This window comes from Ensifer sesbaniae (assembly GCF_013283665.1).
Classification (GTDB): domain Bacteria; phylum Pseudomonadota; class Alphaproteobacteria; order Rhizobiales; family Rhizobiaceae; genus Ensifer; species Ensifer sesbaniae.
In genome coordinates, this window is sequence record NZ_JABEKU010000002.1 from 1,995,088 (window position 1) to 2,019,355 (window position 24,268).

The 24,268-nt window shown below is 62.8% G+C and carries 27 protein-coding genes and 1 pseudogene; 21 read left to right on the plus strand and 7 right to left on the minus strand.

Annotation, left to right across the window (positions count from 1 at the left end; genetic code table 11):
• Positions 1–18: 18 nt before the first annotated feature.
• Complete coding sequence (locus BHMPCIPO_RS27010) at positions 19–906, minus strand: helix-turn-helix domain-containing protein (RefSeq protein WP_173519801.1); 888 nt, start codon at positions 904–906, stop codon at positions 19–21.
• Positions 907–1,034: 128 nt separating this feature from the next.
• Here BHMPCIPO_RS27010 and pobA point away from each other — a divergent pair, with 128 nt between their 5' ends.
• Entirely contained in the window at positions 1,035–2,207 is a 1,173-nt protein-coding gene (gene pobA / locus BHMPCIPO_RS27015) for a 4-hydroxybenzoate 3-monooxygenase (RefSeq protein ID WP_173519802.1), read from the plus strand.
• On the opposite strand, the gene BHMPCIPO_RS27020 is transcribed toward pobA, so the two are convergent.
• Both BHMPCIPO_RS27020 and BHMPCIPO_RS27025 read right to left on the minus strand, forming a co-directional pair.
• A complete protein-coding gene (locus BHMPCIPO_RS27020; RefSeq protein ID WP_173519803.1) occupies positions 2,201–2,743 on the minus strand; it encodes a GNAT family N-acetyltransferase in 543 nt (180 codons plus the stop codon). The two genes, pobA and BHMPCIPO_RS27020, sit on opposite strands and share 7 nt — an antisense overlap.
• A 73-nt stretch (positions 2,744–2,816) precedes the next feature.
• Entirely contained in the window at positions 2,817–3,731 is a 915-nt protein-coding gene (locus tag BHMPCIPO_RS27025) for a LysR substrate-binding domain-containing protein (protein ID WP_173519804.1), read from the minus strand.
• 300 nt (positions 3,732–4,031) lie between these two features.
• Between BHMPCIPO_RS27025 and BHMPCIPO_RS33175 the strand changes: the two are divergent.
• Positions 4,032–4,097: pseudogene (locus BHMPCIPO_RS33175) on the plus strand (twin-arginine translocation signal domain-containing protein); the annotation flags it as partial.
• Between the two features lie 14 nt (positions 4,098–4,111).
• Here the strand turns inward: BHMPCIPO_RS33175 and BHMPCIPO_RS33180 are convergent.
• Positions 4,112–4,303: a hypothetical protein gene (locus BHMPCIPO_RS33180; RefSeq protein ID WP_246304713.1), complete on the minus strand. Its 192-nt coding sequence runs from the start codon at positions 4,301–4,303 to the stop codon at positions 4,112–4,114.
• Here BHMPCIPO_RS33180 and BHMPCIPO_RS27035 point away from each other — a divergent pair.
• From BHMPCIPO_RS27035 to BHMPCIPO_RS27100, 14 genes are all read left to right on the plus strand, one after another.
• The gene (locus BHMPCIPO_RS27035) at positions 4,302–4,670 is read left to right on the plus strand and encodes a TOBE domain-containing protein (protein WP_173519805.1); all 369 of its coding nucleotides are present in this window, start codon (positions 4,302–4,304) and stop codon (positions 4,668–4,670) included. The genes BHMPCIPO_RS33180 and BHMPCIPO_RS27035 overlap by 2 nt on opposite strands.
• Entirely contained in the window at positions 4,661–5,770 is a 1,110-nt protein-coding gene (locus BHMPCIPO_RS27040) for an NAD/NADP-dependent octopine/nopaline dehydrogenase family protein (protein WP_210266658.1), read from the plus strand. Before BHMPCIPO_RS27035 ends, BHMPCIPO_RS27040 begins: the two co-directional genes overlap by 10 nt.
• On the plus strand, positions 5,771–6,958 hold the full coding sequence (locus BHMPCIPO_RS27045; RefSeq protein ID WP_173519807.1) for a glycine C-acetyltransferase: 1,188 nt from the start codon (positions 5,771–5,773) through the stop codon (positions 6,956–6,958).
• A 12-nt stretch (positions 6,959–6,970) separates the two neighbouring features.
• Positions 6,971–8,005 carry an L-threonine 3-dehydrogenase gene (gene tdh, locus BHMPCIPO_RS27050; protein ID WP_173519808.1) on the plus strand — a complete coding sequence of 345 codons (1,035 nt, stop codon included), beginning with the start codon at positions 6,971–6,973 and terminating at the stop codon, positions 8,003–8,005.
• 122 nt (positions 8,006–8,127) lie between these two features.
• Positions 8,128–9,123, plus strand: a complete 996-nt coding sequence (locus tag BHMPCIPO_RS27055; protein ID WP_173519809.1) for a LysR family transcriptional regulator — start codon at positions 8,128–8,130, stop codon at positions 9,121–9,123.
• Positions 9,124–9,184: 61 nt separating this feature from the next.
• A complete protein-coding gene (locus BHMPCIPO_RS27060; RefSeq protein WP_173519810.1) occupies positions 9,185–10,285 on the plus strand; it encodes an extracellular solute-binding protein in 1,101 nt (366 codons plus the stop codon).
• Positions 10,286–10,361: 76 nt separating this feature from the next.
• Entirely contained in the window at positions 10,362–11,342 is a 981-nt protein-coding gene (locus tag BHMPCIPO_RS27065; protein ID WP_173519811.1) for an ABC transporter permease, read from the plus strand.
• Positions 11,343–11,352: 10 nt separating this feature from the next.
• Positions 11,353–12,144 (plus strand): ABC transporter permease, encoded by a 792-nt coding sequence (locus tag BHMPCIPO_RS27070; RefSeq protein ID WP_173519812.1) that lies wholly within the window; start codon positions 11,353–11,355, stop codon positions 12,142–12,144.
• Between the two features lie 5 nt (positions 12,145–12,149).
• Complete coding sequence (locus BHMPCIPO_RS27075; protein ID WP_173519813.1) at positions 12,150–13,220, plus strand: ABC transporter ATP-binding protein; 1,071 nt, start codon at positions 12,150–12,152, stop codon at positions 13,218–13,220.
• Positions 13,221–13,234: 14 nt separating this feature from the next.
• Positions 13,235–14,704: an NAD(P)-binding domain-containing protein gene (locus BHMPCIPO_RS27080; protein ID WP_173519814.1), complete on the plus strand. Its 1,470-nt coding sequence runs from the start codon at positions 13,235–13,237 to the stop codon at positions 14,702–14,704.
• A 27-nt stretch (positions 14,705–14,731) separates the two neighbouring features.
• Complete coding sequence (locus BHMPCIPO_RS27085; protein ID WP_173519815.1) at positions 14,732–15,232, plus strand: CMD domain-containing protein; 501 nt, start codon at positions 14,732–14,734, stop codon at positions 15,230–15,232.
• Position 15,233: 1 nt separating this feature from the next.
• On the plus strand, positions 15,234–15,812 hold the full coding sequence (locus BHMPCIPO_RS27090; protein WP_173519816.1) for a peroxidase-related enzyme: 579 nt from the start codon (positions 15,234–15,236) through the stop codon (positions 15,810–15,812).
• Positions 15,813–15,842: 30 nt separating this feature from the next.
• Positions 15,843–17,162, plus strand: coding sequence for an MATE family efflux transporter (locus tag BHMPCIPO_RS27095; protein WP_173519817.1), 1,320 nt, complete (start codon positions 15,843–15,845; stop codon positions 17,160–17,162).
• Positions 17,163–17,765, plus strand: a complete 603-nt coding sequence (locus BHMPCIPO_RS27100; protein WP_173519818.1) for a hypothetical protein — start codon at positions 17,163–17,165, stop codon at positions 17,763–17,765.
• Between the two features lie 87 nt (positions 17,766–17,852).
• Here the strand turns inward: BHMPCIPO_RS27100 and pcaQ are convergent, their stop codons facing one another.
• Entirely contained in the window at positions 17,853–18,779 is a 927-nt protein-coding gene (pcaQ, locus tag BHMPCIPO_RS27105; RefSeq protein WP_173519819.1) for a pca operon transcription factor PcaQ, read from the minus strand.
• A 93-nt stretch (positions 18,780–18,872) separates the two neighbouring features.
• Between pcaQ and pcaD the strand changes: the two genes are divergently transcribed.
• From pcaD to BHMPCIPO_RS27130, 5 genes are all read left to right on the plus strand, one after another.
• A complete protein-coding gene (pcaD, locus tag BHMPCIPO_RS27110) occupies positions 18,873–19,685 on the plus strand; it encodes a 3-oxoadipate enol-lactonase (RefSeq protein ID WP_173519820.1) in 813 nt (270 codons plus the stop codon).
• Entirely contained in the window at positions 19,678–20,082 is a 405-nt protein-coding gene (pcaC, locus tag BHMPCIPO_RS27115) for a 4-carboxymuconolactone decarboxylase (RefSeq protein ID WP_173519821.1), read from the plus strand. The genes pcaD and pcaC overlap by 8 nt, the downstream gene beginning before the upstream one ends.
• A gap of 12 nt (positions 20,083–20,094) precedes the next feature.
• Positions 20,095–20,844: a protocatechuate 3,4-dioxygenase subunit beta gene (gene pcaH / locus BHMPCIPO_RS27120; RefSeq protein ID WP_173519822.1), complete on the plus strand. Its 750-nt coding sequence runs from the start codon at positions 20,095–20,097 to the stop codon at positions 20,842–20,844.
• Positions 20,844–21,458, plus strand: coding sequence for a protocatechuate 3,4-dioxygenase subunit alpha (gene pcaG, locus BHMPCIPO_RS27125; RefSeq protein WP_173519823.1), 615 nt, complete (start codon positions 20,844–20,846; stop codon positions 21,456–21,458). The genes pcaH and pcaG overlap by 1 nt, the downstream gene beginning before the upstream one ends.
• Positions 21,459–21,548: 90 nt before the next feature.
• Positions 21,549–22,604 (plus strand): 3-carboxy-cis,cis-muconate cycloisomerase, encoded by a 1,056-nt coding sequence (locus BHMPCIPO_RS27130; protein ID WP_173519824.1) that lies wholly within the window; start codon positions 21,549–21,551, stop codon positions 22,602–22,604.
• Positions 22,605–22,625: 21 nt separating this feature from the next.
• Here BHMPCIPO_RS27130 and BHMPCIPO_RS27135 read toward each other — a convergent pair whose 3' ends face one another.
• Together BHMPCIPO_RS27135 and BHMPCIPO_RS27140 are read right to left on the minus strand one after the other, a co-directional pair.
• Entirely contained in the window at positions 22,626–23,363 is a 738-nt protein-coding gene (locus tag BHMPCIPO_RS27135) for a FadR/GntR family transcriptional regulator (protein ID WP_173519825.1), read from the minus strand.
• A gap of 87 nt (positions 23,364–23,450) precedes the next feature.
• Positions 23,451–24,245 (minus strand): NAD-dependent epimerase/dehydratase family protein, encoded by a 795-nt coding sequence (locus BHMPCIPO_RS27140; protein WP_173519826.1) that lies wholly within the window; start codon positions 24,243–24,245, stop codon positions 23,451–23,453.
• Positions 24,246–24,268: the final 23 nt, after the last annotated feature.

Below are 24,268 nucleotides of genomic sequence, written 5' to 3' on the forward strand. Positions count from 1 at the left end.
CGAAACTGCGTCGCGTTACTACGCACCAAGTCTCTCCCGCTCGGCGAGCCGCCATGCACGCGGCGTCATGCCGGTGTGGCGCAGGAAGAAGCGGGAGAAATAGGCAGGATCGGCAAAGCCGAGGCGGAAGCTGATTTCCTGCACGCTGGCGCGGGTAAAGACCAGCTCGCGCCGCGCCTCGCCGACAAGCTTTCGCGAGATGATCTCGTGGGCGCTGAGGCCGATGATGGCGCGCGTGATGCGGTTGAGATGGGTCGGCGACAGACCAAGTTCGCGGGCATAGGCTGCGGCTGGCCAGTGCGAGCGGTGGTGTTGCTGCAGGAGCGCCTGGAAGCGCTGGACCCGCTGTTCGTTTTCGCTATCGGCCGTATCGTCCCGCTCGTCGCTTGCCTCGTCGAGACGCGCCGTCAGCGTCAGGGCCGAGGTCAGATAGGCATCCAAAAGGTCGGCGCGATTGCTGCGGTTGGTTTCCCATTCCCTGGCCAGGCGGGTGAGGGTTGCTGCGATGTAGGCCGCATCCTCGCGGTCGTCGAGCCGGGTCAGATGCGGGCTGGCCAGCCATGCACCGAGACGGCTGCGTTCGCCGGGAGATGTCTTGAGATGCGAGGCCGGGATGGTGAAGACGAAGCCGTCGATGTCGCGTGAGAAGCGGAAGCCGTGGCTGAGCGCCGGTGGAACCATGATCACGGCCGGAGGCTCTATGGCATGCACCGCGTCGCCAAAGACGGCGTCGCCGGAACCGGCGGCAATGTACAAGATCTGGAAGAAGCTCTCGTGGCGATGGAGCCCGATCTCCCAATGATAGAGGCTGCTGCGTGACGGAATCGTCTCGCAATGCAGCCAGAAATCCGGCCGCTCGCCGATCCTTTCGCCATAGAGGTCATAGGTCGGAACCGTCCTCTTCATCTCACGTATCCCAAAGCCATGTTCGATTTGTGCAATTTCATGGCGGATTTGTCCATTGAGAGCGAAGTCCGCTCGGCGCAGATTTTGCCAAAAGACAATTGTGCCAAAAGACAATTCTGGAGGAGAGCATGCGCACCAAGGTCGTCATCATCGGGTCGGGCCCATCCGGGCTCTTGCTTGGGCAATTGCTGAGGGAAGCCGGCATCGACAACGTCATTCTCGACCGCGTCAGCAAGGAATACATCCTTGGGCGCGTGCGCGCCGGCGTGCTGGAGGAGGGGACGGTCGGCTTGATGGATCGCGCCAGGGCAGGCGCACGAATGCACAAGGAGGGACTTCCGCACGACGGTTTCTCGCTTGCCTTCGACGGTCGCGACCACCGCATCGATCTCAAGCATCTGACCGGCGGCAAGCGCGTCATGGTCTATGGCCAGACGGAACTGACGCGTGACCTGATGGAACATCGCGAGCGATCGGGTGCGACGACCATCTATGAGGCCGGCCATGTCGAGCCGCATGATTTCGACGGCCAACGGCCCTACGTCACTTTCGAGAAGGATGGCACGACGCAGCGCATCGATTGCGACTTCATTGCCGGCTGCGACGGCTTTCACGGCGTCAGCCGCAAGTCGGTCCCCGAAAAGGCGCTCCGTACCTTCGAGAAAGTCTATCCCTTCGGCTGGCTCGGCATTCTGGCCGACGTGCCGCCCGTCGATCATGAACTCATCTACGCCAACCATCCCCGCGGTTTCGCACTCTGCTCGATGCGCTCGCAGACGCGCAGCCGCTACTACATTCAATGCTCCGTGAGCGAAAGGATCGAGGACTGGTCCGACGAACGTTTCTGGGACGAGTTGCGCCGGCGGCTGCCGCAGCACCATGCCGAGGCGATGGTGACCGGTCCTTCCTTCGAAAAGTCGATCGCGCCGCTGCGCTCCTTCGTCGCCGAGCCGATGCGCTTCGGTCGTCTGTTCCTGGTCGGGGATGCCGCCCATATCGTGCCGCCGACCGGGGCGAAAGGGCTGAACCTCGCGGCCAGCGACGTGCACTATCTCTTCGAAGGCCTGCTCGAGCATTATCAGGATCACTCGAATGCAGGGATCGATGCCTATTCGGCACGGGCGCTCGCGCGTGTCTGGAAGGCGGTGCGGTTCTCCTGGTGGATGACCACCATGCTGCATCGTTTCCCGGGCACCGGCGATTTCGACCAGCGGATCCAGGAAGCCGAGCTCGACTACCTCACCCACTCGGTTGCCGCCGAGACGGTGCTGGCCGAGAACTATGTCGGATTGCCTTACTGAGAGCAGAGGGCGCGCTCGAGCCATTCGCCCCTGAGCAGTCCGTAGATTGCTGTGTCCCAACGGGCATCCCCGACCTTGGCCGAGCAACGCCGCACGCCTTCCTCACGAAAGCCGAGGCTACGGTACGTGCGGATCGCTGCCTCGTTGAAGGTGTAGACGTTGAGTTCCAGCCGCTCGAAAGAGCGGTTGGCGAAGAACCGCTCGGTCACCTCACGCAGAAACGGCCGGGCGAGGCCGCGACCGCGCATGGCAGGGTTAATGGCAACCCGGCTGAGGCGGCCGACACCGTTCTGCCAATCAAGCGCGACCTGTGCATGGCCGGCGAGCTTGCCGCCGACCAGGCCGGCGAACATCAACCGTTCAGGCTCGGCAGCTTTGGTTCCCGCAAGCATCGCCTCGATGTGTGCGGCTTGCAGTGGAAAGGAGAGACCAGGGCCGCCCCATTGCACCAGCGCTTCCAGGCTCGAAAACCAATCGAGCATCTCGGGAATGTGCGCTTCGGAAAATGCGTCAACGAGGAGGGGAGCGGTCGGCATGGATCACCAATTCTGTCGGGACAGCAATCTGGGTTGCAGACCGAAGCTTGTAAAGCCGCAGCCGCGCGCAGTCTCAGATTGCATCCATCGCCAGCCGCATATCCTGGACCGTGGCGCGGGTCGCCTCGACATAGGCGTCGACTAGGTGACGGTTTCTCGTATCGCGCAGCCAGCAGAGGCTGAGATCCGATGCGATGCTGGGGAGGAAGGGTTTGATCGTCAGCCGGTCGCGCTGGCCAAAGGCGAATACCGGATCGACGATGGCGATCCCCAATCCATTGGCGACCATTTCACACACCGCCGGCGCAAGGGTCGCGTCCATGATGTAGTTCAGGCGGGTGCCGTAGCTATCGAGTGTGCTTTCGATCTTCTGCCGGATGCGGTTGTCCGCGGCAAAGCCGATATAGGGTTCGCCGTGGATGTCGCCGGGCACGATCTCCTGTTTCGCAGCGAAGCGATGATCGCGCGGCGCGATGCAGACGAGGTCTCCGCCGCGGAGCGGAACGCACTCGATATAGGGGTTGTCCGTATTGCGGTTGATCAGGCCGATATCCACCTGCTTGGACAGAAGCCATTCGACGATGAACTGCGAACTGCGGATCACCACCGAGATGTAGGCATCGCCGTGCCGGGCGAGAAAGCGCTTGTTGGTGTGGCTGATGAAGAGGCCGGAAAGCGCCGGCATCACGCCGAGCGAGATCTGCCCGAGTTCCTCGCGCCGGATCAGGTCGACGGCACGCTCGATCTGCTTGATGCCGGCAAACACTCGATCGATTTCCTTGTAGAGCCGCATCCCATGCTCCGAAGGAATGAGCCGCCCCTTGATGCGATCGAACAGTTCAAGTTCCGTATCTTCTTCGAGATGCGCCAGGAGCTTGCTCACCGCGGGCTGCGAGATATGCAGGACTTCCGCGGCACGGCTGACAGTGCCGCATTCGATCACGGCTTTGAGAGCCTCGATTTGTCGCAGGTTCGGTGCGCGCTTCATCCCATAACTTCTCACAGGGCCGACCTGCCTTCACCCTAGCTTTGCGCGCAGAGGTTGACAATCCAGCTCGCGAGGCCTCTGCAAAATATAGCCCTTCGCGGTTCCGGCTTAGATGTCTAGCTATAACCTTTTGGAATGGGCGCAGGCTTAAAAACAATTAGACGGGTCAAATTTGCTGCGCCTATCTATAGGCAGGCTGCAACCGGATCGATCCGGTTGCGCGATTGGCGACAGGACCGGAAGAGCGCGCATGCGCGCACCGGCGCCATCAAGTCACGCTGGGAGGCGAGCGGAGGAACAATGGTATTCGGGCAGAAAATCAATCGCAGGAACGCGCTCAAGCTGCTGGGCGCAGGTGGCGCTACGGTGCTCGCCGCGCCCTACATCATTCGATCGGCGCGCGCTGAGGGCTCGGTTCTCAAATCACCACCTATGACAAGTTCCTGCCGCAGGATTTCATCGAGCAGTTCCAGAAGGACAGCGGCATTGAGGTTCGCGTCCGCCTGACGGACCACCAGGGCAAACAGCACAACCTGCTGACGGCGGAAGGCGCAAATCCGATGGAACGGCATGACTTTCAAGGCGTCCGCGGGCGCGCTGTCGCCCAAGGCCTGTGACGCGATCTACGTCGTGCTGCGGCCGGAAGCGATCCAATGTTCGGCAGGCGAACCGGGTGTCGTCAACCGGGTGAAGGGGCGCATCCGCCAGCGCGTTTTCAAGGGCAACCATACATCGCTCAAGGTCGAATTCGGCGAGGGGCATCTACTCAACGCGCTCGTTTGTCCGAGCGAAGTGGAAAGGCTCGGCCGCGACGACATCTGGGTTGGCTGGTCCTCGGAGGCGACCACGCTCATCCGTCCCGCAACGCTTCATGGAAACGACGTCTCGACGGCGCACGTCGGCGACTATCAAATGAAATGGAAAACGACATGCGTGTAGGTATTGCGGGTGCTGGCTCTATTGCCTTTGGCACTGCCGCCCTTCTGGAAAAGCTCGGACACAAGGCAACGCTCTGGTCGCCGTCTGGCACGGGAACCCTGGCACTTGCCGAGGGGGAAAGCCTGACGGCCGAAGGTGCCGTCAAAGGCACTTTCCTTCCGGCCGTTGCGAAAGGCGCGGAAGATCTGGTCATCGATGCGGATGCGGTCCTCATCGCGCTGCCGGCCTACGGCCACCGCTTCGTGCTGGATGCGATCGCACCGCATCTGACGGCCGGGCAGGTCGTGATCTTCAGTTCGCATACCTCGTTCGGAGCGCTTTATCTTTCGTCGCTGCTTGCGGCGCGCGGTATCACCGTGCCGATCGTTGCCTGGGGCACGACGATCGTCAGCGGCCGGAAGCTCGGCCCGGCGGTCGTGCACGTAAATACGATCCGCAAGCAGGTCGACCTGGCGACCGTTCCCACATCGGAGAGTGCGCGCGGGCATGCGGTCTGCACGGCGCTGTTCGGCGAACATTTCGTCGACCGCGGCGGCCTGCTGGCCATCGCCCTTTCGAACCTGAACCCGCAAAACCACCTCGGCATCGCGCTCGGCAACATGTCGCGCATGGAGCGCGGCGAAAGCTGGGTGCAGGCGCAAAACGTCACCCCCAATATCGGCCGCCTTCTGGAGACGCTCGATCGCGAGCGCCTGGCCATAGCCGAGAAGCTGGACCTGAAGGTGCGCGACATCTTCCAGCATTTCCACCTGTCGTTCCATGTGCCCGTCAGTACCATCTCGCAGATGAACCAGGAAATGTACCAGGCCGGAAACAACGGCACCGGCCCTGCGACAGCGGACAGCCGCTACGTGACGGAAGATGTCCCCTTCGGCCTGGTAGTCACGGCGCAGCTCGCGCGCCTCGCTGGCTGCCCGGCGATCCTGCATGAATCAGGCATCCGCATCTTCTCGGCCATGTATGGCCGGGACTTCGAAGGCGAGAACGATCTCTTGCCCGAACTGGGCCTCGAGCGACTGGGTCTCGAAGGTCTCGACGCCCTGTGTCGCACCGGCTTTCCGCCCATTGCCGCTGCCGATCGAGCCGAGGGACGTGCCTGAATGACCGAACGCTTCCTGTCTCATCTTCGTTCCGAACTCGAGGGCCTGAAGACGGCCGGGCTCTACAAGTCCGAGCGTGTCATCACGTCGAAGCAGGCGGGCGAAATCGAGGTCGCCTCGGGCGACCGGGTGCTCAACTTCTGCGCCAACAACTATCTCGGCCTTGCCGACAACGAGGAACTCGCCGAAGCCGGCAAGAAGGCGCTCGACCGCTACGGCTACGGCATGGCGTCCGTGCGCTTCATCTGCGGCACGCAGGAGGAGCATAAGGCACTTGAGGCGCGCATCTCCTCCTTCCTCGGGATGGAAGATACGATCCTCTATTCCTCCTGTTTCGATGCCAATGGTGGCCTGTTCGAGACGCTGCTCGGCGAAGAGGACGCGATCATCTCCGACGCGCTCAACCATGCCTCGATCATCGACGGCGTGCGCCTCTCCAAGGCCAAGCGTTTCCGCTATGCCAACAACGACATGGCGGCGCTGGAGGAGGAACTGAAGAAGGCCGAAGGCAGCCGTTTCAAGCTGATCGCCACCGACGGCGTGTTCTCGATGGACGGCATCATCGCCAATCTCAGAGGGGTCTGCGACCTCGCCGACAAATACGGCGCCATGGTCATGGTCGACGACAGCCATGCGGTCGGTTTCGTCGGCAGGAACGGTCGCGGCTCGGCGGAGCACTGCGGCGTCGAGGGCCGGATCGACATCATCACCGGCACGCTCGGCAAGGCGCTCGGCGGCGCCTCCGGCGGCTATACCTCCGCGAAGGCCGAGATCGTCGACTGGCTCCGGCAGCGTTCACGCCCCTATCTGTTCTCCAACACGCTGGCACCGGTGATCGCGGCAGCTTCGCTCAAGGTCTTCGACCTGATCGAGAACGGCGATGCGCTGCGCGAGCGGCTCTATGCCAATGCGGCGCTGTTCCGCAACGAGATGTCGACGCTCGGCTTCACGCTCGCCGGCGAGGGGCATCCGATCATCCCGGTCATGCTCGGCGATGCGGCACTCGCCCAGGAGATGGCGGCACGCATGCTGAAGAAGGGCGTCTATGTCATCGGCTTCTCCTTCCCGGTGGTGCCCAAGGGGCAGGCGCGCATCCGCACGCAGATGTCGGCGGCGCACAGCGAGAACGACGTGCGCCGGGCAATCGCCGCCTTCGAAGAGGTCGGCCGCGAGCTCGGGGTGATCTGAGGGGAGAGACTGATGACGAACATGATGAAGGCGCTGGTCAAGTCGAAGCCGGAAGAAGGTCTCTGGATGGAGCGCGTGCCGGTGCCGGAGATCGGCCCGAACGACGTGCTGATCAAGGTCAAGAAATCGGCGATCTGTGGCACCGACGTGCACATCTGGAACTGGGACCAGTGGGCGCAGAAGACGATACCGGTGCCGATGGTCGTCGGCCACGAGTTCATGGGCGAGATCGCCGAGGTCGGCTCGGCCGTCACCAAGTACCATGTCGGCGAACGGGTCTCGGGCGAGGGGCATATCGTCTGCGGCAAGTGCCGCAACTGCCGCGCCGGCCGCGGGCATCTGTGCCGCAACACGCTCGGCGTCGGCGTCAACCGGCCGGGCTCCTTCGGCGAGTTCCTTTGCCTGCCGGAATACAACGTCGTGCCGATCCCGGACGACGTGCCCGATGAGATCGCCGCGATCTTCGACCCGTTCGGCAATGCCGTGCACACGGCGCTTTCCTTCGACCTCGTCGGCGAGGACGTGCTCGTGACCGGCGCCGGGCCGATCGGCATCATGGGGGCGCTGGTCGCCAAGCGCTCGGGCGCCCGCAAGGTGGTGATCACCGACATCAACCCGACACGGCTGGCGCTCGCGAAAAGCGTCGGCATCGACTACGTCGTCGACGCGTCGAAGGAAAACCTTGCCGACGTGATGAAGGCGATCGGCATGACCGAGGGTTTCGACGTCGGGCTGGAAATGTCCGGCGCGGCACCGGCCTTCCGCGACATGATCGACAAGATGAACAATGGCGGCAAGATCGCCATCCTCGGCATCGCGCCGGCCGGCTTCGAGATCGACTGGAACAAGGTGATCTTCAAGATGCTGAACCTCAAGGGCATCTACGGCCGCGAGATGTTCGAGACCTGGTACAAGATGATCGCCTTCGTCCAGGGCGGGCTCGACCTTTCCCCGGTCATCACCCACCGCATCAAGATCGACGAGTTCCGCGACGGTTTCGCGGCCATGCGCTCCGGCAATTCCGGCAAGGTCGTGATGGACTGGTAAGGCTCACGGGGCCGGTCGATCTCAGATCGGGTCGTTGAGAAAAATTGTCTTTTGTCACTAGAACTAAGAATGCGTTTTATGCACTATTGAATATCTACAATGCAAGGAGCGCATGATAGCTTATGGAAGTTCGCGATCTCGAGGCCTTTCTCGCCGTTATGTCGACGGGCAGCATCACCGGTGCCGCACGGCTGCTCGACCGCTCGCAATCGCAGGTGACGCGCCTGATCCAGGACCTGGAGACGTCGCTCGGCTTTGCGCTGTTCGAGCGAAATGGCCCGAGGATCGCGCCGACCGACAAGGGCATTGCCTTTCACGAAGATGCGGAGCGTTTCGTCAGCGGCATCGGGCACCTGCGCAACCGCGCCAAGGCGATCGCCGGCAAGGAGCCCGAGCCGATCGAGATTGCCGCGACCCCGGCATTCGCGAGCGGCATCATCCCGATCGCGCTCGCAGAACTGCCGGAGCATCTGCTGCCGCACACGATCAATCTCCGCAGCATGCCGGCAGAAGCTGCCGTTCAGTCGGTGTTCGCCCGCACGGCGGATTTCTGCGTGACCTCGCTGCCGGCAGACCAGCCCGGCCTGGAGGTACAAGGGTTCTTCGAAGGTCGTTGCGTGGCTGCAGTTGCGCTGCACGATCCGCTGGCTGCCAAGGACGTGATCTCGATCGCCGATCTTGCCGGGCGCACGCTCGTCACGATGTCCAATCCGTTTCGGCTCCGCCATAGCGTCGATGAAGCGCTCGATGCAGCCGGGGTGCGGCCCAATCGGATCATCGCGACGAACGCGGCCAACAACGCCGTGCAGATCGCATCACTCGGCCTTGGCGTGGCGATCATCGAGCCGGCGACGGCCTACGGCCTGCAATCGGCGCCGATCGTCGTTCGGCCGCTCGATGTCGAGATCCCCTTCCTGTGGGCGATCCTGTCGGCCGGTTCGCGCCCGCTCGCTGCCGGCGTACGGGAACTCATTCAACTGATAGCGCGGATCGCCTCGGAGCGGATACCGGATCTTAGCGTCCACGATCCCAAGCAGATGGCGCGTATCGCCGAAAGGAGCTTTGCCGGCAGGAAGGCCGGCATCGGTGCGCTGCCGGACAACCCGGCAGCGGAATAAAGGGGAGCAAAAGCTCTAAACGCTCACACGGAAATTGAGCCTGCTAAATGAGGAGAACGAGATGAACAATTTTGACGCAACCCGCCGATCGGCAATGAAGCTGCTGGCGGCTGGGGCTGGCGTGCTTGCTGCGCCTTCGATCCTTCGCCCGGCTTTCGCACAGAGCAAGGTCGTCAACATCACGACCTATGACAAGTTCGTACCGCAGTCCTTCATCGATCAGTTCCAGAAGGATACCGGTATCGAGGTGCGCATTCGGCTGACCGACGACCAGGGAAAGCAGTACAACCTCCTGACCGCTGAGGGGGCCGCACCCTCCACCGACATCGTGACCGTGACCGGACATCGCCTCTCACAGTTCATGAAGTCGAACCTCTTGGCGACGCTCGACACCGGGCGACTGAAGAACTGGGACAAGCTCGCCGCCGCCTACAAGGGCGCGCCGCAGTTGACCGTCGGCGGTAAGACCTTCGGCGTGCCGCTGCTTGCGGGCTTCGAGGGCCTCGTGCGCAACACCGAATACGCCAAGGCCTCCGACAGCTGGAGCATCATGTTCGATGACGAGAACAAGAACCTGACGTCCTATATCGTCAGCGACTTCCTCTCGATCGTCATGCGCTACCAGGGCAACGACGGCGACTACGTGACCTATGGCGACAAGCCGGATGTCGCGCAGGCGGCGACGAACCAGGCCCGCGATTTCCTCATCCAGCACAAGGACAAGGTTCGCAAGTATTACGATGCCGGCTCCGAGCTGCAGCAGATGTTCGTCAACGAGGACATCTACCTGGCGCAGGCCTGGTCCGGGCCGGCCGCCAAGCTCGTCATGGACGGACATCCGATCGAGATCTCGGTGCCGAAGGAAGGCACTTTCGGCTTCCTCTATTCGTTCAACATCGTCAACAACGCACCGAACGCGGACGCGGCCTACACCTTCCTCGACGCCATCCTGTCTTCGCCGGAGATCGGCGCTGCGATGACTCGCCAGTCCGGCTTCTCGTCGGCCTTCGAAGGCGTCGACAAGGTGCTGGACGACAAGGAGCGCGCCGCGCTGTCGCTGCCGCCCGAGCAGGTCGAACGCATCCAGTTCTTCAGTTCGGTCAACCGCGACATGAAGAACGAGATGATCGACAAGGCCGCCGCCGAGATCAAGGCAGCCTGACGTCTGAAATCCGGGCGATCGGCTGCGGCCGGTCGCCTTTAAAAAATGGACTCTTCCAGAGCCGGGAACAAAGAGAATGCTGGATACGACAACACAACCGCCATCCGTCGGTTTGTCGATGGTGCCGCACTATGCCGGTTGGATCGGCAGGACGGCGCGTTCGGGGCTTTATCGCCATACAATCGGACTTCTCGTCGAAAGCCGGCGCGTGCGTCTCGCCGTGCTCGCCGGCGTGCCACTTGTCTGGATCGCCATGCTGCATATCGGCCCGATCCTGCAGATGGCCAATATCAGCCTTCTTGCCAACTACCCACCTCAGCCGGACAAAAGCAGCGAATATACGCTTGCGAACTATGCGCTGTTCTTTTCTGACCGGCTCTATTTCCTGCCCTTCGTCCGCAGCCTGATCTTTGCCGCTGTGGTGACGATCTCGACGTTGGTGATCGTCTACCCCGTTGCCTACTACGTGGCGAAGGTGGTGCAGCCGAAGAACCGGATGCGGGCCCTGTTGTTGCTGCTCATACCCTTCTGGGCCGGTGAACTGATCCGCACCTTCTCCGTCATCATGCTGCTTGCCAACCGCGGGGCGCTGAACGTGCTCCTGCGCGAGTTCGGCTTCATCGACCGGCCGATCCCGATGCTCTACACCTTCTTCTCGCTGAGCTTCGGCGTCATCTATCTGCTCGCGCTCTACATGCTCCTGCCGCTCTATTCGGCGATCGAGAAGATCCCGACGCCGCTGATCCATGCAGCCGCCGACCTCGGTGCCGGACCCCTCCAGCGGTTCCGCCGGGTCATCCTGCCGCTTTCCAAGGACGGCATCGTCTCCGGCTGCAGCCTCGTCTACCTGACGGCCGTCGGCGTCTTCGCAGCACCGCTGCTGCTCGGTGGCCCCAATGCGGTGATCTTTCCCGAGGTCATCGCGACCCTCTTCCACGGGTCGAACGACAAATGGCCGGAAGGTGCCGCCTTCTCGATGATCATGCTGGTGGTGTCGCTGACGACCGTCGGGCTGTTCATGCGGGTCGTCGGCGGTCGCTCCGTCCGGCTGATGTGAGGGCGGACCGATGCGGAATTATTTCAATGACCTTCCGAAATCCGCGCTCGGCGCCTCCTACTGGATCTTCGCCGTCTATCTGGTCTTGCCGCTGGCGCTGATGACGGCGATGAGTTTCAAGGACGCGAACTTCATCGCCTTCCCGATCGGCAACTGGACGCTTTCCTGGTATAGCAAGGTGGTCCAGGACAAGCAGTTCCTCGAAGCCTCGCTCTATTCGATCGGCATCGCGCTCGCCACCACGGTCTCGGCGACGATCATCGGCGTCTGGATCGCGCTTCTCGTGTCGGCGGAAAACATCTGGGGCAAGGCGGTGATCTTCGCGCTTGCCTGTCTGCCCGCCGTCGTGCCGGGGCTGATCAACGCGATCTCGATGCGCATCTTCATCCGTGCCGTTGACATTCCGACCGGAACCTTCGCAATCATCCTCGCGCATACGGTTCATGCCGTCCCCTTTGTCGTCATCATGGTTCTGACGCGGCTGCGTTCGATGCCTGCCAATTTGGTGGACGCGGCGCGCGATCTCGGGGCCGACCCCTTCATCGCCTTCCTGCGCGTCACCATCCCCTATCTGATGCCGGCGCTCTTCGGCGGCATGATCTTCTGCGTGCTGACCAGCATCGACGACTTCGTCCGCACTTTCTTCCTCGGCGGCTACCAGCCGACGCTGCCCATGCTGATCTTCGCCAAGGTGCAAGGTGGCATGTCGCCGGAAATCAACGCCATGGCGACCATCGTGCTCGTCGTTACCACCGCCATCGGCCTTTACGCCGAGCATTTCACCCGCCGTTCCAGGAGCTGACGCGAATGCAACCTGTCGTCCATTTCAAGAACGTCAACAAGTCCTATGGAGCGCTTACCGCTGTCGATGATCTCGATCTTTCGATCGCGCCGGGCCAGTTCGTCACGCTGCTCGGCCCTTCAGGCTGCGGCAAGTCGACGACGCTGCGCATGCTCGGCGGTTTCGACAGCCCGACGTCGGGGGAAATCTACCTTGAAGGCAAGCCGATTTCGCACCTGCCGCCGAACAAGCGCAACGTCAACATCGTCTTCCAGGATTATGCGCTCTTCCCGCACCTGACGGTCGGCCGCAACATCGCCTTCGGTCTGGAGCTGAAGGGCATGGAAAGTGCCGCGATCCACAGGCGGGTCACCGAGCTTCTCTCTCTTGTCTCGCTTGAGGACCATGCCGAGCGCATGCCGGCGCAGCTCTCCGGCGGACAGCGCCAGCGCGTAGCGTTGATGCGGGCGTTGGCGCCCGATCCGAACGTGCTGCTCCTCGACGAGCCGCTTTCGGCGCTCGACGCCAAGCTGCGCCAGCAGATGCAGATCGAGCTCAAATCGATCCAAAAGAAGACCGGCAAGACCTTCATCTTCGTCACCCATGACCAGGAAGAGGCGCTCACCATGTCCGATGTCATCGTTGTGATGAACAAGGGCAGGATCGAGCAGATGGGCGGACCGGACGAGCTTTATGCCCGGCCACGCAGCCGCTTCGTCGCGAACTTCATTGGCCAGAGCAATTTTCTCGAGAGCACGGTCGTATCGGTGTCGGGCGGGATCGCCGCGGTCCAGTGGCGCGGCAACGTCGTGAACGCGGACGTGAACGGCACGGCGCCGATCCCGGGACACCATGTCACCCTGGCGCTGCGTCCGGAGGCGGTTTTCTGCCTGTCGCGCAAGCCCGAAGATCGCCCGTCGCTGAAGGCGCGTATCAACCAGCGCGTCTTCAAGGGCGCCCACACGTCGCTGACCGTCACGCTCGACAACGGGAGCACGCTCTTGGCGCAGATCGACCCGGTGGCACTTTCACATGTCGAAGGAGACGACGTCTGGGTGGGTTGGCGCGACAGCGACGCCGTCCTGCTGGCGCAATGAATGGGAGACCGGGGATGACCGACAGTCAACACAAGCAGCGGCTTGCCGAGCTCAATGCGCGGGTAAGGCAGGATCTGAGCTATCTCAACTATCCGCCGGCCAACTGGTCGAAGCCTGTGACGACGGCGGCGGGCGATGCCGTGAGCGACGTGGTGGTGATCGGCGGCGGTATGTGCGGGCTCGTTGCCTGGCATGCGCTTACGCGCGCCGGCATTGCCAATCTGCGCATCGTCGATCGTGCGCCGAAGGGTTTCGAGGGGCCCTGGGTTACCTATGCGCGCATGGAGACGCTGCGCTCGCCGAAGATCCTTCTCGGCCCGGCGCTGGGCATTGCCTCGCTCAGCTTTCGCGCCTGGTTCACAGCACTTAATGGCGAAGCGGAATGGGACGAACTGTTCCGTATCCCGCGGCCGATGTGGATGGATTACCTGCGCTGGTATCGCGAGGTCATGGATGTTCCGGTCGAAAACGATACCCATGTCACCCGCATCGTGCCGCGCACCGACGGTCTGCTGGAGCTTGAAATCGCCGGCGGCGCGAAGCCTGCGATCATCACCCGCAAGCTGGTGATGGCGACCGGCCGCGACGGGCTCGGCGAGCCGACCATTCCCGACTTCGTCAAGGGAATGGAGCGGCACAGGTCCTGGGCGCATTCGGCCGACGACATCGACTTCATTCGTCTGAAGGGCAAGCGTGTCGTCGTCATCGGCGTCGGCGCTTCGGCGGTGGATAATGCGGCCGAGGCCCTGGAGCAGGGGGCAGGAGAGGTGCGGCTTCTCGCCCGCCGCAAGGAAATGCCGACCGTCAACAAGCTGATGGGCATCGGCTCCTATGGCGTCACCGCAGGCTTTGCCGAGATTTCTCCGGAATGGCGCTGGCGGCTGATGGACTATGCGGCCAAGCAGCAGACGCCGGCGCCGCACAATTCGACGCTGCGTGTCAGCCGGCATCCGAACGCCTACTTCCATTTCGGCTGTGGCATCCGCTCGATGAAGGAGGAGAGCGGCGAGGTCGTGATCACCACCACCAACGGTCGCATCTTCCGCACTGATTTCGTCATCCTCGGCACCGGTTTCTCGATCGATCCGCTGAGCCGTAGCGAGCTTGCCCCCTATCAGGACCGGATCGCCTGCTGGGAGGATCGCTATGCGCCGCCGCCGGGCGAAGAAAACCCTGGACTCGGGCGCTTCCCCTGGCTGAACGCGGATTTCTCCTTCACCGAGAAGGAGCCCGGAACGGCACCCTGGCTGAAGGACATCCATTGCTTCAACTACGGTGCCTCCGTCAGCGTCGGCAAGGTCAGCGGCGACATCCCCGCCATCAGCGAAGGCGCTCTCTGGCTGGCGCGCGGGGTTGCCGCCTCGCTCTTCATTCGCGACGTCGACTACCATTGGGAAGCGCTGATCGCCTACGAAAAGCCGGAGCTCGACGGGACCGAATGGGTGGATGCGGATGCGCCGAGGCCGGCACAGAAGACGGCATGAACCTCATTTCAGAGGACTGGAAAAACAATGACCTCACCATCGACAAATGACGTGATCGACACCGTGCTCGGGCTCGATCGCTTTCCCGATCTGCAGGCGCTGCGCGAGCAACGGGCGAAACTGAAACACTTGAGCCAGACGAGCTATCAGGCAGCCCTTCGCCCCGCCGAGCCGCGCAACTTCTCCTATGCGCTGAGGGCGGCACTTGCCGCGCGTATGGCGGCACTCTGGAAGTCGCAGGAACTTGCCGCGCATTTCCGGGCGCTGCTCGAACGCGAGGAGGAGGGCTCGGGGTTGGCGTCGATTGCCGATCCTGGCAACGGCACCGAAGATCCCCGCCTTCAGGCGATTCTCGCCCATGTCGACCTGGTCACGCTTTCACCAAAGGAGGCGACGCGCGCCCATATCGAAAAGCTTCTTGCAGCCGGCCTCGACGACCGGGACATCGTCACACTCGCCGGGCTTATCGCCTTCGTGAACTATCAGGTGCTGGTGGTGGCTGGCCTCAAGATGCTGAGGGATAACTGACATGTCTCAAGCCGTGCACGAATTCACCGTCGAAGCGCTCGACTGGAAGCCCTATGTCAAGCCGGTCGATGTCGATACGGCGACCGCCGAACAGCTCGACGCGCTGAAGATTACGCCTTCCAACAAGAAAATCTCGGACTATGTGCTGGTTCTTGCCAACGAGCCGGAAACCTTGAAGGAGCGCACGCCGCTCTTCAACGACATCATGTATAGCGAGGGCGGTCTCTCCCGCGGCGGTCGCGAGATTGGTGCGCTTGCCGCGTCCTTCGTCAACCGCTGTATCTACTGCGCTTCGGTCCATGCCGCGCGCTACATCCAGCTCGAAAAGCGGCCGGAGGTGGTGGACGAGATCTATGGCAGCGGCCTCGACGCGAACCTGCCGGAGTTCGAGCAGGCGCTGTTCAATTTCGGCGTCGACCTGACGGCTCACCCGGACAATGTCGGCGCCTACCAGTTCTACCATCTGCGCGAGATAGGCCTCGACGACCTCCAGATCCTCGATCTCATCCATGCGGTTGCGATCTTCGGCTGGGCCAACCGCCTAATGCATACGCTCGGCGAACCACACCGGCTGGATTGAGTGAAACACGCGCCCTGCCACCATACTGCGATGACGATCCGCCCCTTCGACATCGCGCATCGCGACGTGCTCCGCATCGCGCTGCCGATGATGGTCGCCTATCTGTCGAGCCCGCTGGTCGGGCTCGTCGCAACCGGCGTTATCGGCCAACTGCGTGACGAGACCCTGATCGGCGGCGTGGCGCTTTCCACCGTCATCTTCGACGTCATCTTCGTCACTTTCAATTTCCTGCGCGGCGCGACCACGGGCTTTACCGCCCAGGCGCTCGGCGCCGGTGATCGACGCGAAGAGCAGCGCATGCTCGCAAGCGGGCTCATCATCGCGCTGGTGGCGGGGTTGGCGTTGCTTCTGCTTCAAAAGCCGATCGGCGCACTCGGTCTTGCCGTCATGGGAGCAGAGGGGAAAATGGCCGAGGCGGCCGCCACCTATTTCGCCTGGCGCGTGTGGTCTGCGCCCTTCGTTCTGTTCAATTTCGTGGTCTTCGGCTGGATCATCGGGCGCGGCGATGCGCTCTGGGGCATGATCCTGCAAACCCTGCTCAATGCATTGAACGCCGGCTTGAGTGTCCATTGGGCCCTCGTCCTTGGCTGGGGCGTGGCGGGCGTTGCGGCGGCTTCGTTGGTGGCGGAGGCTGTCACGGCGCTGGCGGGGCTCTATCTCATCTGGACAAAGACCGACCGGACCGCCTGGAACCCGCCGGATCTTACCGCCTTTCGTCGCGCCTTCTCGGTTAACGGCGACATGATGATCCGGTCCTTCGCGCTTCTGATCGGTCTCTCCTTCTTCACCCGCCAGAGCGGCATGCTCGGCATCGAGATCCTCGCGGCCAATACGATCCTGCTGCGGTTCTATTTCTTCGGTGTCGCCTTTCTCGACGGGGTGGCAACGGCGGCAGAGCAACTGGCCGGCCGGGCCGTCGGCGCGCGCTACCGGCCGGCCTTCGACCGGGCTGTCGGCTTGACCACGATGTGGGGCTTGATCTTTGCCGGGATCGTCGCGCTATCACTGCTTGCGGCCGGCGACTGGGTGATCGGCATCACCGCCCCGACGGAGAGCGTGTCCGCGCTTGCGCATACTTACCTGCCCTATGTCGCAGCTCTCCCGATCTTCGGCATCGTCGCCTTCCAGATGGACGGCGTCTATATCGGCGCTACGTGGTCGAAACAGATGCGAAACCTGATGGTCGCGTCACTGGCGATCTATTTTGCCGCCTGGGCGATCCTGCAGCCCGTGTTCGGCAATGACGGCTTGTGGATCGCACTGATCCTGTTCCAAAGCGCCCGCAGCGTCGCCTTCCGGCTGATGCTGCCGCGGCTCGCCGACCGCACGTTTTCGACGGCGCGGCAATGATTGGGCTTCATTGTAGCCGACTACAAACTCGGTGAAGCGCGAGACGTCGACCATGTCGTCGCCCTGGTAGCGGATCGTGTAGCTATCGGTGCGTTCGACGCCCTTGAGATAGGAAAGATACTCGGCCGGAAGGCGATTTCGGAACACGATCTCCGGGACGACTTCATTGACTCCTCCCTCGTGCGCAGCTTCGCACGCATTGATCGCGGTGTCGGTCATCCAGCGGCGCGCGCTCACACCCGAAACCTTCCGGCATCAACTGAGCGCGAGTCGATCGACGCGCTTTCGGAGGTAATCGTGGTCTCGTTGACATTGCTGCCTGCGGCACTCTCGTTCAAGGATGTTGCGGCTGCATCGCGGCTGGCGGCACAAAAGGACCGATTCCGCGAGCTTGAAGATGAGATTGTGCGCCGGCGTCTTGGCGGCGAGCATGCGGACACGGCGGCCGGCGCCAGAGACAACGCCCCATTCATTGATCTCGTGCGCGATCTCCACCGGACCAACTCCGATATCGCAGCCGCCGGCTATCCGCTGGTGCAGGCCGCCGGGTTGCGGAGCAGCAGCCGTATAATGAATGTCGGAGCGGTTGCCGGCGCGAGATGATGGCAAGCGGGCTTGTCGGCCCGTCGCTTGGATCAGGAAACGGCTCGCTGCTGTCGCCTCCGTGGTGCAGCCGCCGCCGCCGGACCGCTAGAGCTTGGCCGAGACCGCCGTCGCCGCTTCGCGAATGGTCTGCATCAGCAGCGAGAGGGCGAGCGTTGGCGCCGCGTCGGCACGCATGGTAAGGCCAACCGGCCCCTTCGTTTCGCTGGTATCGATCGGAAGGATCGCGATTGTGCCGTCGTCGACATCGGCCGCGACGACGCCGGCGGAGATGATCCAGATCGCGTCGCTTGCCCGGACGAAGGCGCGGCCGAAGGCATCGGAGACGGTCTCGATCTGGTTCGGCAGGTTGGCGATGCCATTGGTGATGAGGAAGCGCTCGACGAAGGGGCGGATGATCGAGGCGCGTGTCGGCATCAGTACCGGGAAATCGGCGAGCCGCACAAAGGCGGAGTGGGTTCCGGACAGCAACGGATGCCCGGCTCGGACGGCAAAGACCACCTGCTCCGAATAGAGATGCTCGAAGGAAAAGCCGGTCATCTTGTCCGGTGCCGCAAGTCGCCCGACGACGAGATCGAGATCGCCGACGCGCAACTGTTCGAGAAGCACGGCGTTGTCGCCGGTGACGATCTTGATGCGCGCACCGGTATCCTCTTTGAGGAAGAGCGTCATGGCGTGCGGCATGATCCGTGTCGAGACCGTCGGCAGCGCCCCGACCCGGACGGGTACTCCGTCGCCAGCGCGCTCCTGCGAAACGGAATCGAGCCCTTGCCGCAGCGCCGTCAGTGCCGCACCGGCGTGGCGCAGGAATACCTCGCCGTAACGTGTTATCTTGATGCCGCGCCCATCACGCTCGAAAACCGCGACGCCAAGCACCTCTTCGAGCTCACGGATCGTCTTGGTTACGGCCGGCTGGCTGACATGCAGCAGTTCCGCCGCCTTCATCACGCTCTTCTGCCGGGAGACCTCGACAAAAGTCTGCAGATGGCGAAACTTGACCCGGGCGTCGATCATGGAATTCATAACCCTCAAGTTAATGAAAGGCCATGAAATATCATTTTACCTAACCAGATTAAATATCCAATTTGGTGACGGAGGAGAGAGCCCGTGCAATTTGCCCGCATCAACGACATCACGATTCACTGCCAGGTGATCGGCGCGACCGGCGACCGGCCGGTGCTGGTTTTTGCCAATTCGCTCGGCACGGATTTTCGCATCTGGCGCGACGTCGTCGTTCGGCTCGCCGGAGACTATGCCATTGTCCTCTATGACAAGCGCGGCCATGGCCTTTCGGATATCGGGCCGACGCCCTATGCGATCGAGGATCATGCCAACGACCTTGCCGGCCTGCTCGACATGCTTTCGGTCAAGCAGGCGATCGTCTGCGGCCTCTCCGTCGGCGGCCTGATTGCGCAGTCGCTCTACCAGCGCCGACCCGATCTCGTGCGTGCGCTGGTTCTCTGTGACACGGCGCACAAGATCGGTACCGCCGAGATGTGGGCGGCGCGCATCGCCGCCATCGAGGAACATGGTATCGAAGGGATCGCCGACAGTGTGCTCGAACGCTGGTTCACGCCGGCCTTCCGCCGGCCCGAAAACACCGCCTATGCCGGCTATCGCAACATGCTGGTGCGCCAGCCGGTGACCGGATACTTGGCCACTTGTGCCGCGATCCGCGACGCCGACTACACGGAGGCCGCCGCCCGCATCGCGGTGCCGACGCTCTGCGTCGTTGGCGACCAGGACGGTTCGACGCCGCCGGATGTCGTGCTCGCCACAGCTCGCCTCATTCCCGGTGCGCGATACGAAGTCATTCGCGATGCAGGTCATATTCCCTGCGTCGAAAACCCGGAGGCGCTGACCGCGGTGTTGCGCGCCTTCTTCGAAATCGCAATGCATGGAGACAAGACCCATGAATGACGCCTCTGCGCCCTCCGATCGCTATCGCCAGGGCATGGCCACGCGCCGGGCCGTGCTCGGCGACGATCACGTGGATCGGACGCAGTCGGTTTCCACCGAATTCGACCGCCCCTTTCAGGAACTGATCACCGAAGCGGCCTGGGGTCATGTCTGGTCGCGTCCGACTTGGACGAAGCGCGAGCGCTCGATCGTAACGATCGCGCTGCTCGCAGCCCTCGGCCAGGATGACGAGGTGGCGATGCATGTGCGGGCGACGAGTAATACGGGCGCAAGCCGCGAGGATATCTGCGAAGCGCTGCTGCATGTGGCGATTTATGCCGGCGTGCCGGCGGCCAATCACGCAATCAAGATCGCCAAGCAGGTCTTTGCCGAGATCGATGGCGGCAAGGCTGCCTGACGGGAGAAGATGATGCCTGACAGAACGAACAGGAAGCCGGAGACCGGCGCCTTTTTCCCGCGTGACCGCCAATGGCACGCGCCGGCGCTGACACCGGGCTACAAAACCTCGGTTTTGCGCTCGCCGCAAAAGGCACTCCTGTCGCTCGACGGTACGATCTCGGAAATCACCGGCCCGGTCTTCGGCCATTCTGTCATCGGCGAGCTCGACAACGACTTGATCCACAATTTCGCCAGGCCAGGGGAAAGCGCCATCGGCGAGCGCATCATCGTGCATGGCCGCGTGCTCGACGAGCGCGGGTGCGCAGTGCCGGGGGCGCTGCTCGAATTCTGGCAGGCCAATGCCGGTGGCCGTTATCGCCATAAGAAGGAAAGCTACCTTGCGCCGCTCGACCCGAATTTCGGCGGCTGCGGCCGCACGATCACCGACGACGAGGGCTTTTATTCCTTCCGCACGATCAAGCCTGGCCCCTATCCCTGGCCGAACGGCGTCAACGACTGGCGTCCGGCCCACATCCATTTCTCGGTCTTCGGCCACGGCTTCGCGCAGCGCCTGATTACTCAGATGTACTTCGAGGGCGACCCGATGATCTGGAAGTGTCCGATCGTCAATACGATTCCCGATCGCCAGGCGATCGAACAATTGATCGCGCCGCTCGACTGGGCGAACACGATCCCGTTCGACGCGCGTGCCTACAAGTTCGACATCGTGCTGCGCGGACGCCGCTCGACGCTGTTCGAGAACCGGCTGGAGGGCAACTGATGGTTCAGCAACTCGGCTACCTCAAGGAAACGCCGTCACAGACGGCCGGCCCCTATGTGCATATCGGCCTGACCCCGAACTTCTGCGGCATCGGCGGCGTTTATGAAACGGATCTCGGCGCACGGATGGTGAACGAGCAGACGCTTGGCGAGCGTATCACCATTACTGGCCGCGTGATTGATGGCGCGGGCACGCCGCTGAAGGACGCGCTCGTCGAGATCTGGCAGGCGGATGCGGTGGGTCTCTATAACTCGCCAACCGAGCTGCGCGGTTCGGCAGATCCGAATTTTACCGGCTGGGGACGCTGTCCGACCGCCGCGGACGACGGTGTCTTCACCTTCGAGACCGTAAAGCCGGGGCGCGTGCCTTTCAAGGACGGCCGGCCGATGGCGCCGCACATCACCTTCTGGATCGTTGCGCGCGGCATCAATGTCGGGCTGCACACACGCATGTATTTTCCCGAAGAAGCCGAGGCCAATGCCGCCGATCCGTTGCTTGCGCGAATAGAACATCGCCATCGTGTTGCGACGCTTGTCGCGACCGGAGCGGCGCCTAATTATGTTTTTGACATTCACCTGCAAGGTGAGAAGGAAACGGTGTTCCTCGACATCTGAACAGGAATGTCACGCCTGGACATGGGGCGAAGAATAGCGCGCGCCATGCAGCAGGTGGCATTTCGTTCGGCAAACAGAAACGGGGAAACCATGACCTATTCCGCCTTCGACCATCCTTATCTTTCCGGTCTCCTGGGTGATGAGGCGGTTGCCGCCGAGTTTTCGGCCTCCGCCGATATCCGTGCGATGCTCGCCTTCGAGGCGGCGCTTGCACGGGCGGAAGCCGTGCACGGCATCATCCCGGCAAGCGCCGCCGACCGGATCACCGGGGCCTGTCGCGCTTTCTCGCCCGATGTCATCGCGCTCAAACGCGCCATGGGTGTGGATGGGGTGGTTGTGCCGGAACTCGTCCGGCAATTGCGCGCCGCCGTCGGTGGCGAGGTTGCGGACTATGTGCATTACGGCGCCACCAGCCAGGATGTCGTCGATACCAGCCTGATGTTGCGCATGAAGGCGATCGCCGAGCTTTTCGCCGTGCGCCTCGGCAATGTCGTTTCGGTGCTCGAGGAGTGCGACAACGAGTGGGGTGAGCGTTCGCTGATGGGGCGGACCCGGATGCAGGCGGCGATCCCGATCACCGTATCCGACCGGCTGCGCAGCTGGATCGAGCCGCTGCTTGACCACAAGGACCGGCTGGAAGCGATGGACCGCGACCTCTTCGCCGTTCAGTTCGGCGGTGCTGCAGGAACGCTCGAAAAACTCGATGACCGGGCAGATGACGTGCGCGCCACGCTTGCGGAAGAACTGGGACTCGCCGATTTTCCGCAATGGCACAGTCAGCGCTCGGAAGTGGCGGATTTTGCCAATGCGCTATCGCTGATGACCGGCAGCCTGGGTAAGTTCGGCCAGGATATCGCGCTGATGGCGCAGCAGGGTGACGAGATCGAACTTGCCGGTGGCGGTGGTTCCTCGGCGATGCCGCACAAGCAGAACCCCGTGGCGGCGGAGGTTCTGGTGTCCTTGGCGCGTTTCAACGCGACCCAGCTCTCCGGCATGCACCAGGCGTTGATCCACGAGCAGGAACGCTCCGGTGCCGCCTGGACGCTCGAATGGCTGATCATGCCGCAGATGGCCGGTGCGACGGCGGCAGCGCTTCGCCTGGCGGCCGAGCTTGCAAGCAACATACGCCGGCTTGGTCGTGCCTGAGCGCGGCCGCCGCCCGGCCGCTCAGCGGGCCGCGCGCAACATCGAGCGATATCGCACCTGGCTGTTCTTGAGGTGCTGGCGCATGGCGCTGCGCGCCTGTTCCTCGTCGCCATCCTGAATTGCGATGAGGATGGCCTCGTGCTCAGAGATCAATCGGCTCAGCTCTGCCGACGCCAGTACGGTCTCCTCGCCACTCTCGGAAACCGCGCGGCGGGGAATAAGCGCCGGACCCAACATCTGCAGGAACTCGCTGAAGCGCGGATTGTTGGTCGCCTGGGCAATCGCGAGATGGAAACTGAAATCGGCTTCGGCGGTTGGACGTCCCTCGGCGGCGCTCGCACAGAAGCTGTCGAAGGCTTCGACGATCTTCTCCTCCTGCGCCGGCGAGCGGCGAAGGGCGGCGAGGGCGGCGGCATCGCCTTCGACTGCGGTTCTGAGCTCCAGCATTTCGATTAGCGAGGAGACGCGCGCGAGGTCGACGCCATGGAAAGGCAAGGGAGCGACCGGGGTCGGCTCCAGCACGAAGACGCCAATGCCGTGTCTCGCCTCGACCAGTCCGCCGGAGCGGAGTGCCGCAATCGCCTCACGCACCACGGTGCGGCTGACGCCGAACTCTTGGGTCAGTTGGGCCTCGGACGGCAGGCGGTCTCCCGGCTTGTAATGGCCGCCGGCGATCTGGCTGCTGAGTGCATCCGTCACCTTCGCCACCAGTGTCTTGCCTGGAGGGGCGGCGGTCTCGGATGCGGTTGCATTGGTCATGGGGCCAATTCCGTAATTTAACGAAGGCTTCTGGATACGCCATTGGCGATCGGCAGTGCAATCCATGGGGCGGCAAAGCACATCCGCTTAGTCCTTGAAAATCGGATCATCGACAAAGGCGCCGCCCTGAAACCGCGCCAGGGAATCCTCCGGTCTCGGTTTCGGCGTGTTTGCGGCAATCTTCTCGCGGAAAACCTCCGCGTTATCCTTCGGTCGCCAGCCGAGCCAGGAAACATGGGCGTTGTCCCACCATCCGGCGTCGTTTGCGGAAGCGCCCCAGATGACCGGGCAGCCAAGGACCGGCACGCGGAACACCGCTTCGATCATCGAGGCGAAGTCGTCATGCGAGAGCCAGGTGGAGAGCATGCGGTAGTTGGTCGGTTCAGGCATGCAGGAACCGATGCGGACAAGTGCCGTCTCCTGCCCGAACTTCTCGAAATACATGCGGGCAAGCGCTTCACCGAAACACTTCGAGACGCCGTAGAGCCCATCAGGGCGGTAGGGCGCGTTCGGACCCAGCCGCTCGTTTTGCGGGTAAAAGCCGATCGTGTGGTTGGTGCTGGCGAAGAGAATGCGTGGTCTGCCGTTCGCACGGGCCGCCTCGTAGAGATTGTAGAGGCCGAGGATGTTGCCGTCGAGGATTTCGGAGAACGGCCGCTCGACCGAGATGCCGCCGAGATGCAGGATGGCGTCGCAACCGGCGACCAGGTCATGGACGCCCGCGGCATCGGCGAGATCGCATTGAATGCACTCTTCGTTTTCGCTTGGCGGATCGAGCGGCGACCGGTCGGAAAGTCGGATCAAGGTCGCCAGCGGCGCAAGTTTCTTGCGCATGACGCGGCCGAGCTGCCCCGCCGCGCCGGTGATCAGAAGCCGTTCCATTTCCTCTTTCCTCCAGAAGGCCA

Coding starts and splice junctions, on each gene's coding strand:
- BHMPCIPO_RS27070 (WP_173519812.1), top strand. CDS start 11,353: ATGCGGAATTATTTCAATGACCTTCCGAAATCCGCGCTCGGCGCCTCC.
- BHMPCIPO_RS27010 (WP_173519801.1), bottom strand. CDS start 906: ATGAAGAGGACGGTTCCGACCTATGACCTCTATGGCGAAAGGATCGGC.
- BHMPCIPO_RS27025 (WP_173519804.1), bottom strand. CDS start 3,731: ATGAAGCGCGCACCGAACCTGCGACAAATCGAGGCTCTCAAAGCCGTG.
- BHMPCIPO_RS27090 (WP_173519816.1), top strand. CDS start 15,234: ATGTCTCAAGCCGTGCACGAATTCACCGTCGAAGCGCTCGACTGGAAG.
- tdh (WP_173519808.1), top strand. CDS start 6,971: ATGACGAACATGATGAAGGCGCTGGTCAAGTCGAAGCCGGAAGAAGGT.
- BHMPCIPO_RS27045 (WP_173519807.1), top strand. CDS start 5,771: ATGACCGAACGCTTCCTGTCTCATCTTCGTTCCGAACTCGAGGGCCTG.
- BHMPCIPO_RS27135 (WP_173519825.1), bottom strand. CDS start 23,363: ATGACCAATGCAACCGCATCCGAGACCGCCGCCCCTCCAGGCAAGACA.
- pcaG (WP_173519823.1), top strand. CDS start 20,844: ATGGTTCAGCAACTCGGCTACCTCAAGGAAACGCCGTCACAGACGGCC.
- BHMPCIPO_RS27085 (WP_173519815.1), top strand. CDS start 14,732: ATGACCTCACCATCGACAAATGACGTGATCGACACCGTGCTCGGGCTC.
- BHMPCIPO_RS33180 (WP_246304713.1), bottom strand. CDS start 4,303: ATGCCGTTCCATCGGATTTGCGCCTTCCGCCGTCAGCAGGTTGTGCTG.
- BHMPCIPO_RS27075 (WP_173519813.1), top strand. CDS start 12,150: ATGCAACCTGTCGTCCATTTCAAGAACGTCAACAAGTCCTATGGAGCG.
- BHMPCIPO_RS27140 (WP_173519826.1), bottom strand. CDS start 24,245: ATGGAACGGCTTCTGATCACCGGCGCGGCGGGGCAGCTCGGCCGCGTC.
- BHMPCIPO_RS27020 (WP_173519803.1), bottom strand. CDS start 2,743: ATGCCGACCGCTCCCCTCCTCGTTGACGCATTTTCCGAAGCGCACATT.
- BHMPCIPO_RS27080 (WP_173519814.1), top strand. CDS start 13,235: ATGACCGACAGTCAACACAAGCAGCGGCTTGCCGAGCTCAATGCGCGG.
- BHMPCIPO_RS27065 (WP_173519811.1), top strand. CDS start 10,362: ATGCTGGATACGACAACACAACCGCCATCCGTCGGTTTGTCGATGGTG.
- BHMPCIPO_RS27095 (WP_173519817.1), top strand. CDS start 15,843: ATGACGATCCGCCCCTTCGACATCGCGCATCGCGACGTGCTCCGCATC.
- pcaH (WP_173519822.1), top strand. CDS start 20,095: ATGCCTGACAGAACGAACAGGAAGCCGGAGACCGGCGCCTTTTTCCCG.
- BHMPCIPO_RS27040 (WP_210266658.1), top strand. CDS start 4,661: ATGCGTGTAGGTATTGCGGGTGCTGGCTCTATTGCCTTTGGCACTGCC.
- BHMPCIPO_RS27055 (WP_173519809.1), top strand. CDS start 8,128: ATGGAAGTTCGCGATCTCGAGGCCTTTCTCGCCGTTATGTCGACGGGC.
- BHMPCIPO_RS27035 (WP_173519805.1), top strand. CDS start 4,302: ATGACTTTCAAGGCGTCCGCGGGCGCGCTGTCGCCCAAGGCCTGTGAC.
- BHMPCIPO_RS27060 (WP_173519810.1), top strand. CDS start 9,185: ATGAACAATTTTGACGCAACCCGCCGATCGGCAATGAAGCTGCTGGCG.
- BHMPCIPO_RS27130 (WP_173519824.1), top strand. CDS start 21,549: ATGACCTATTCCGCCTTCGACCATCCTTATCTTTCCGGTCTCCTGGGT.
- pobA (WP_173519802.1), top strand. CDS start 1,035: ATGCGCACCAAGGTCGTCATCATCGGGTCGGGCCCATCCGGGCTCTTG.
- pcaC (WP_173519821.1), top strand. CDS start 19,678: ATGAATGACGCCTCTGCGCCCTCCGATCGCTATCGCCAGGGCATGGCC.
- pcaQ (WP_173519819.1), bottom strand. CDS start 18,779: ATGATCGACGCCCGGGTCAAGTTTCGCCATCTGCAGACTTTTGTCGAG.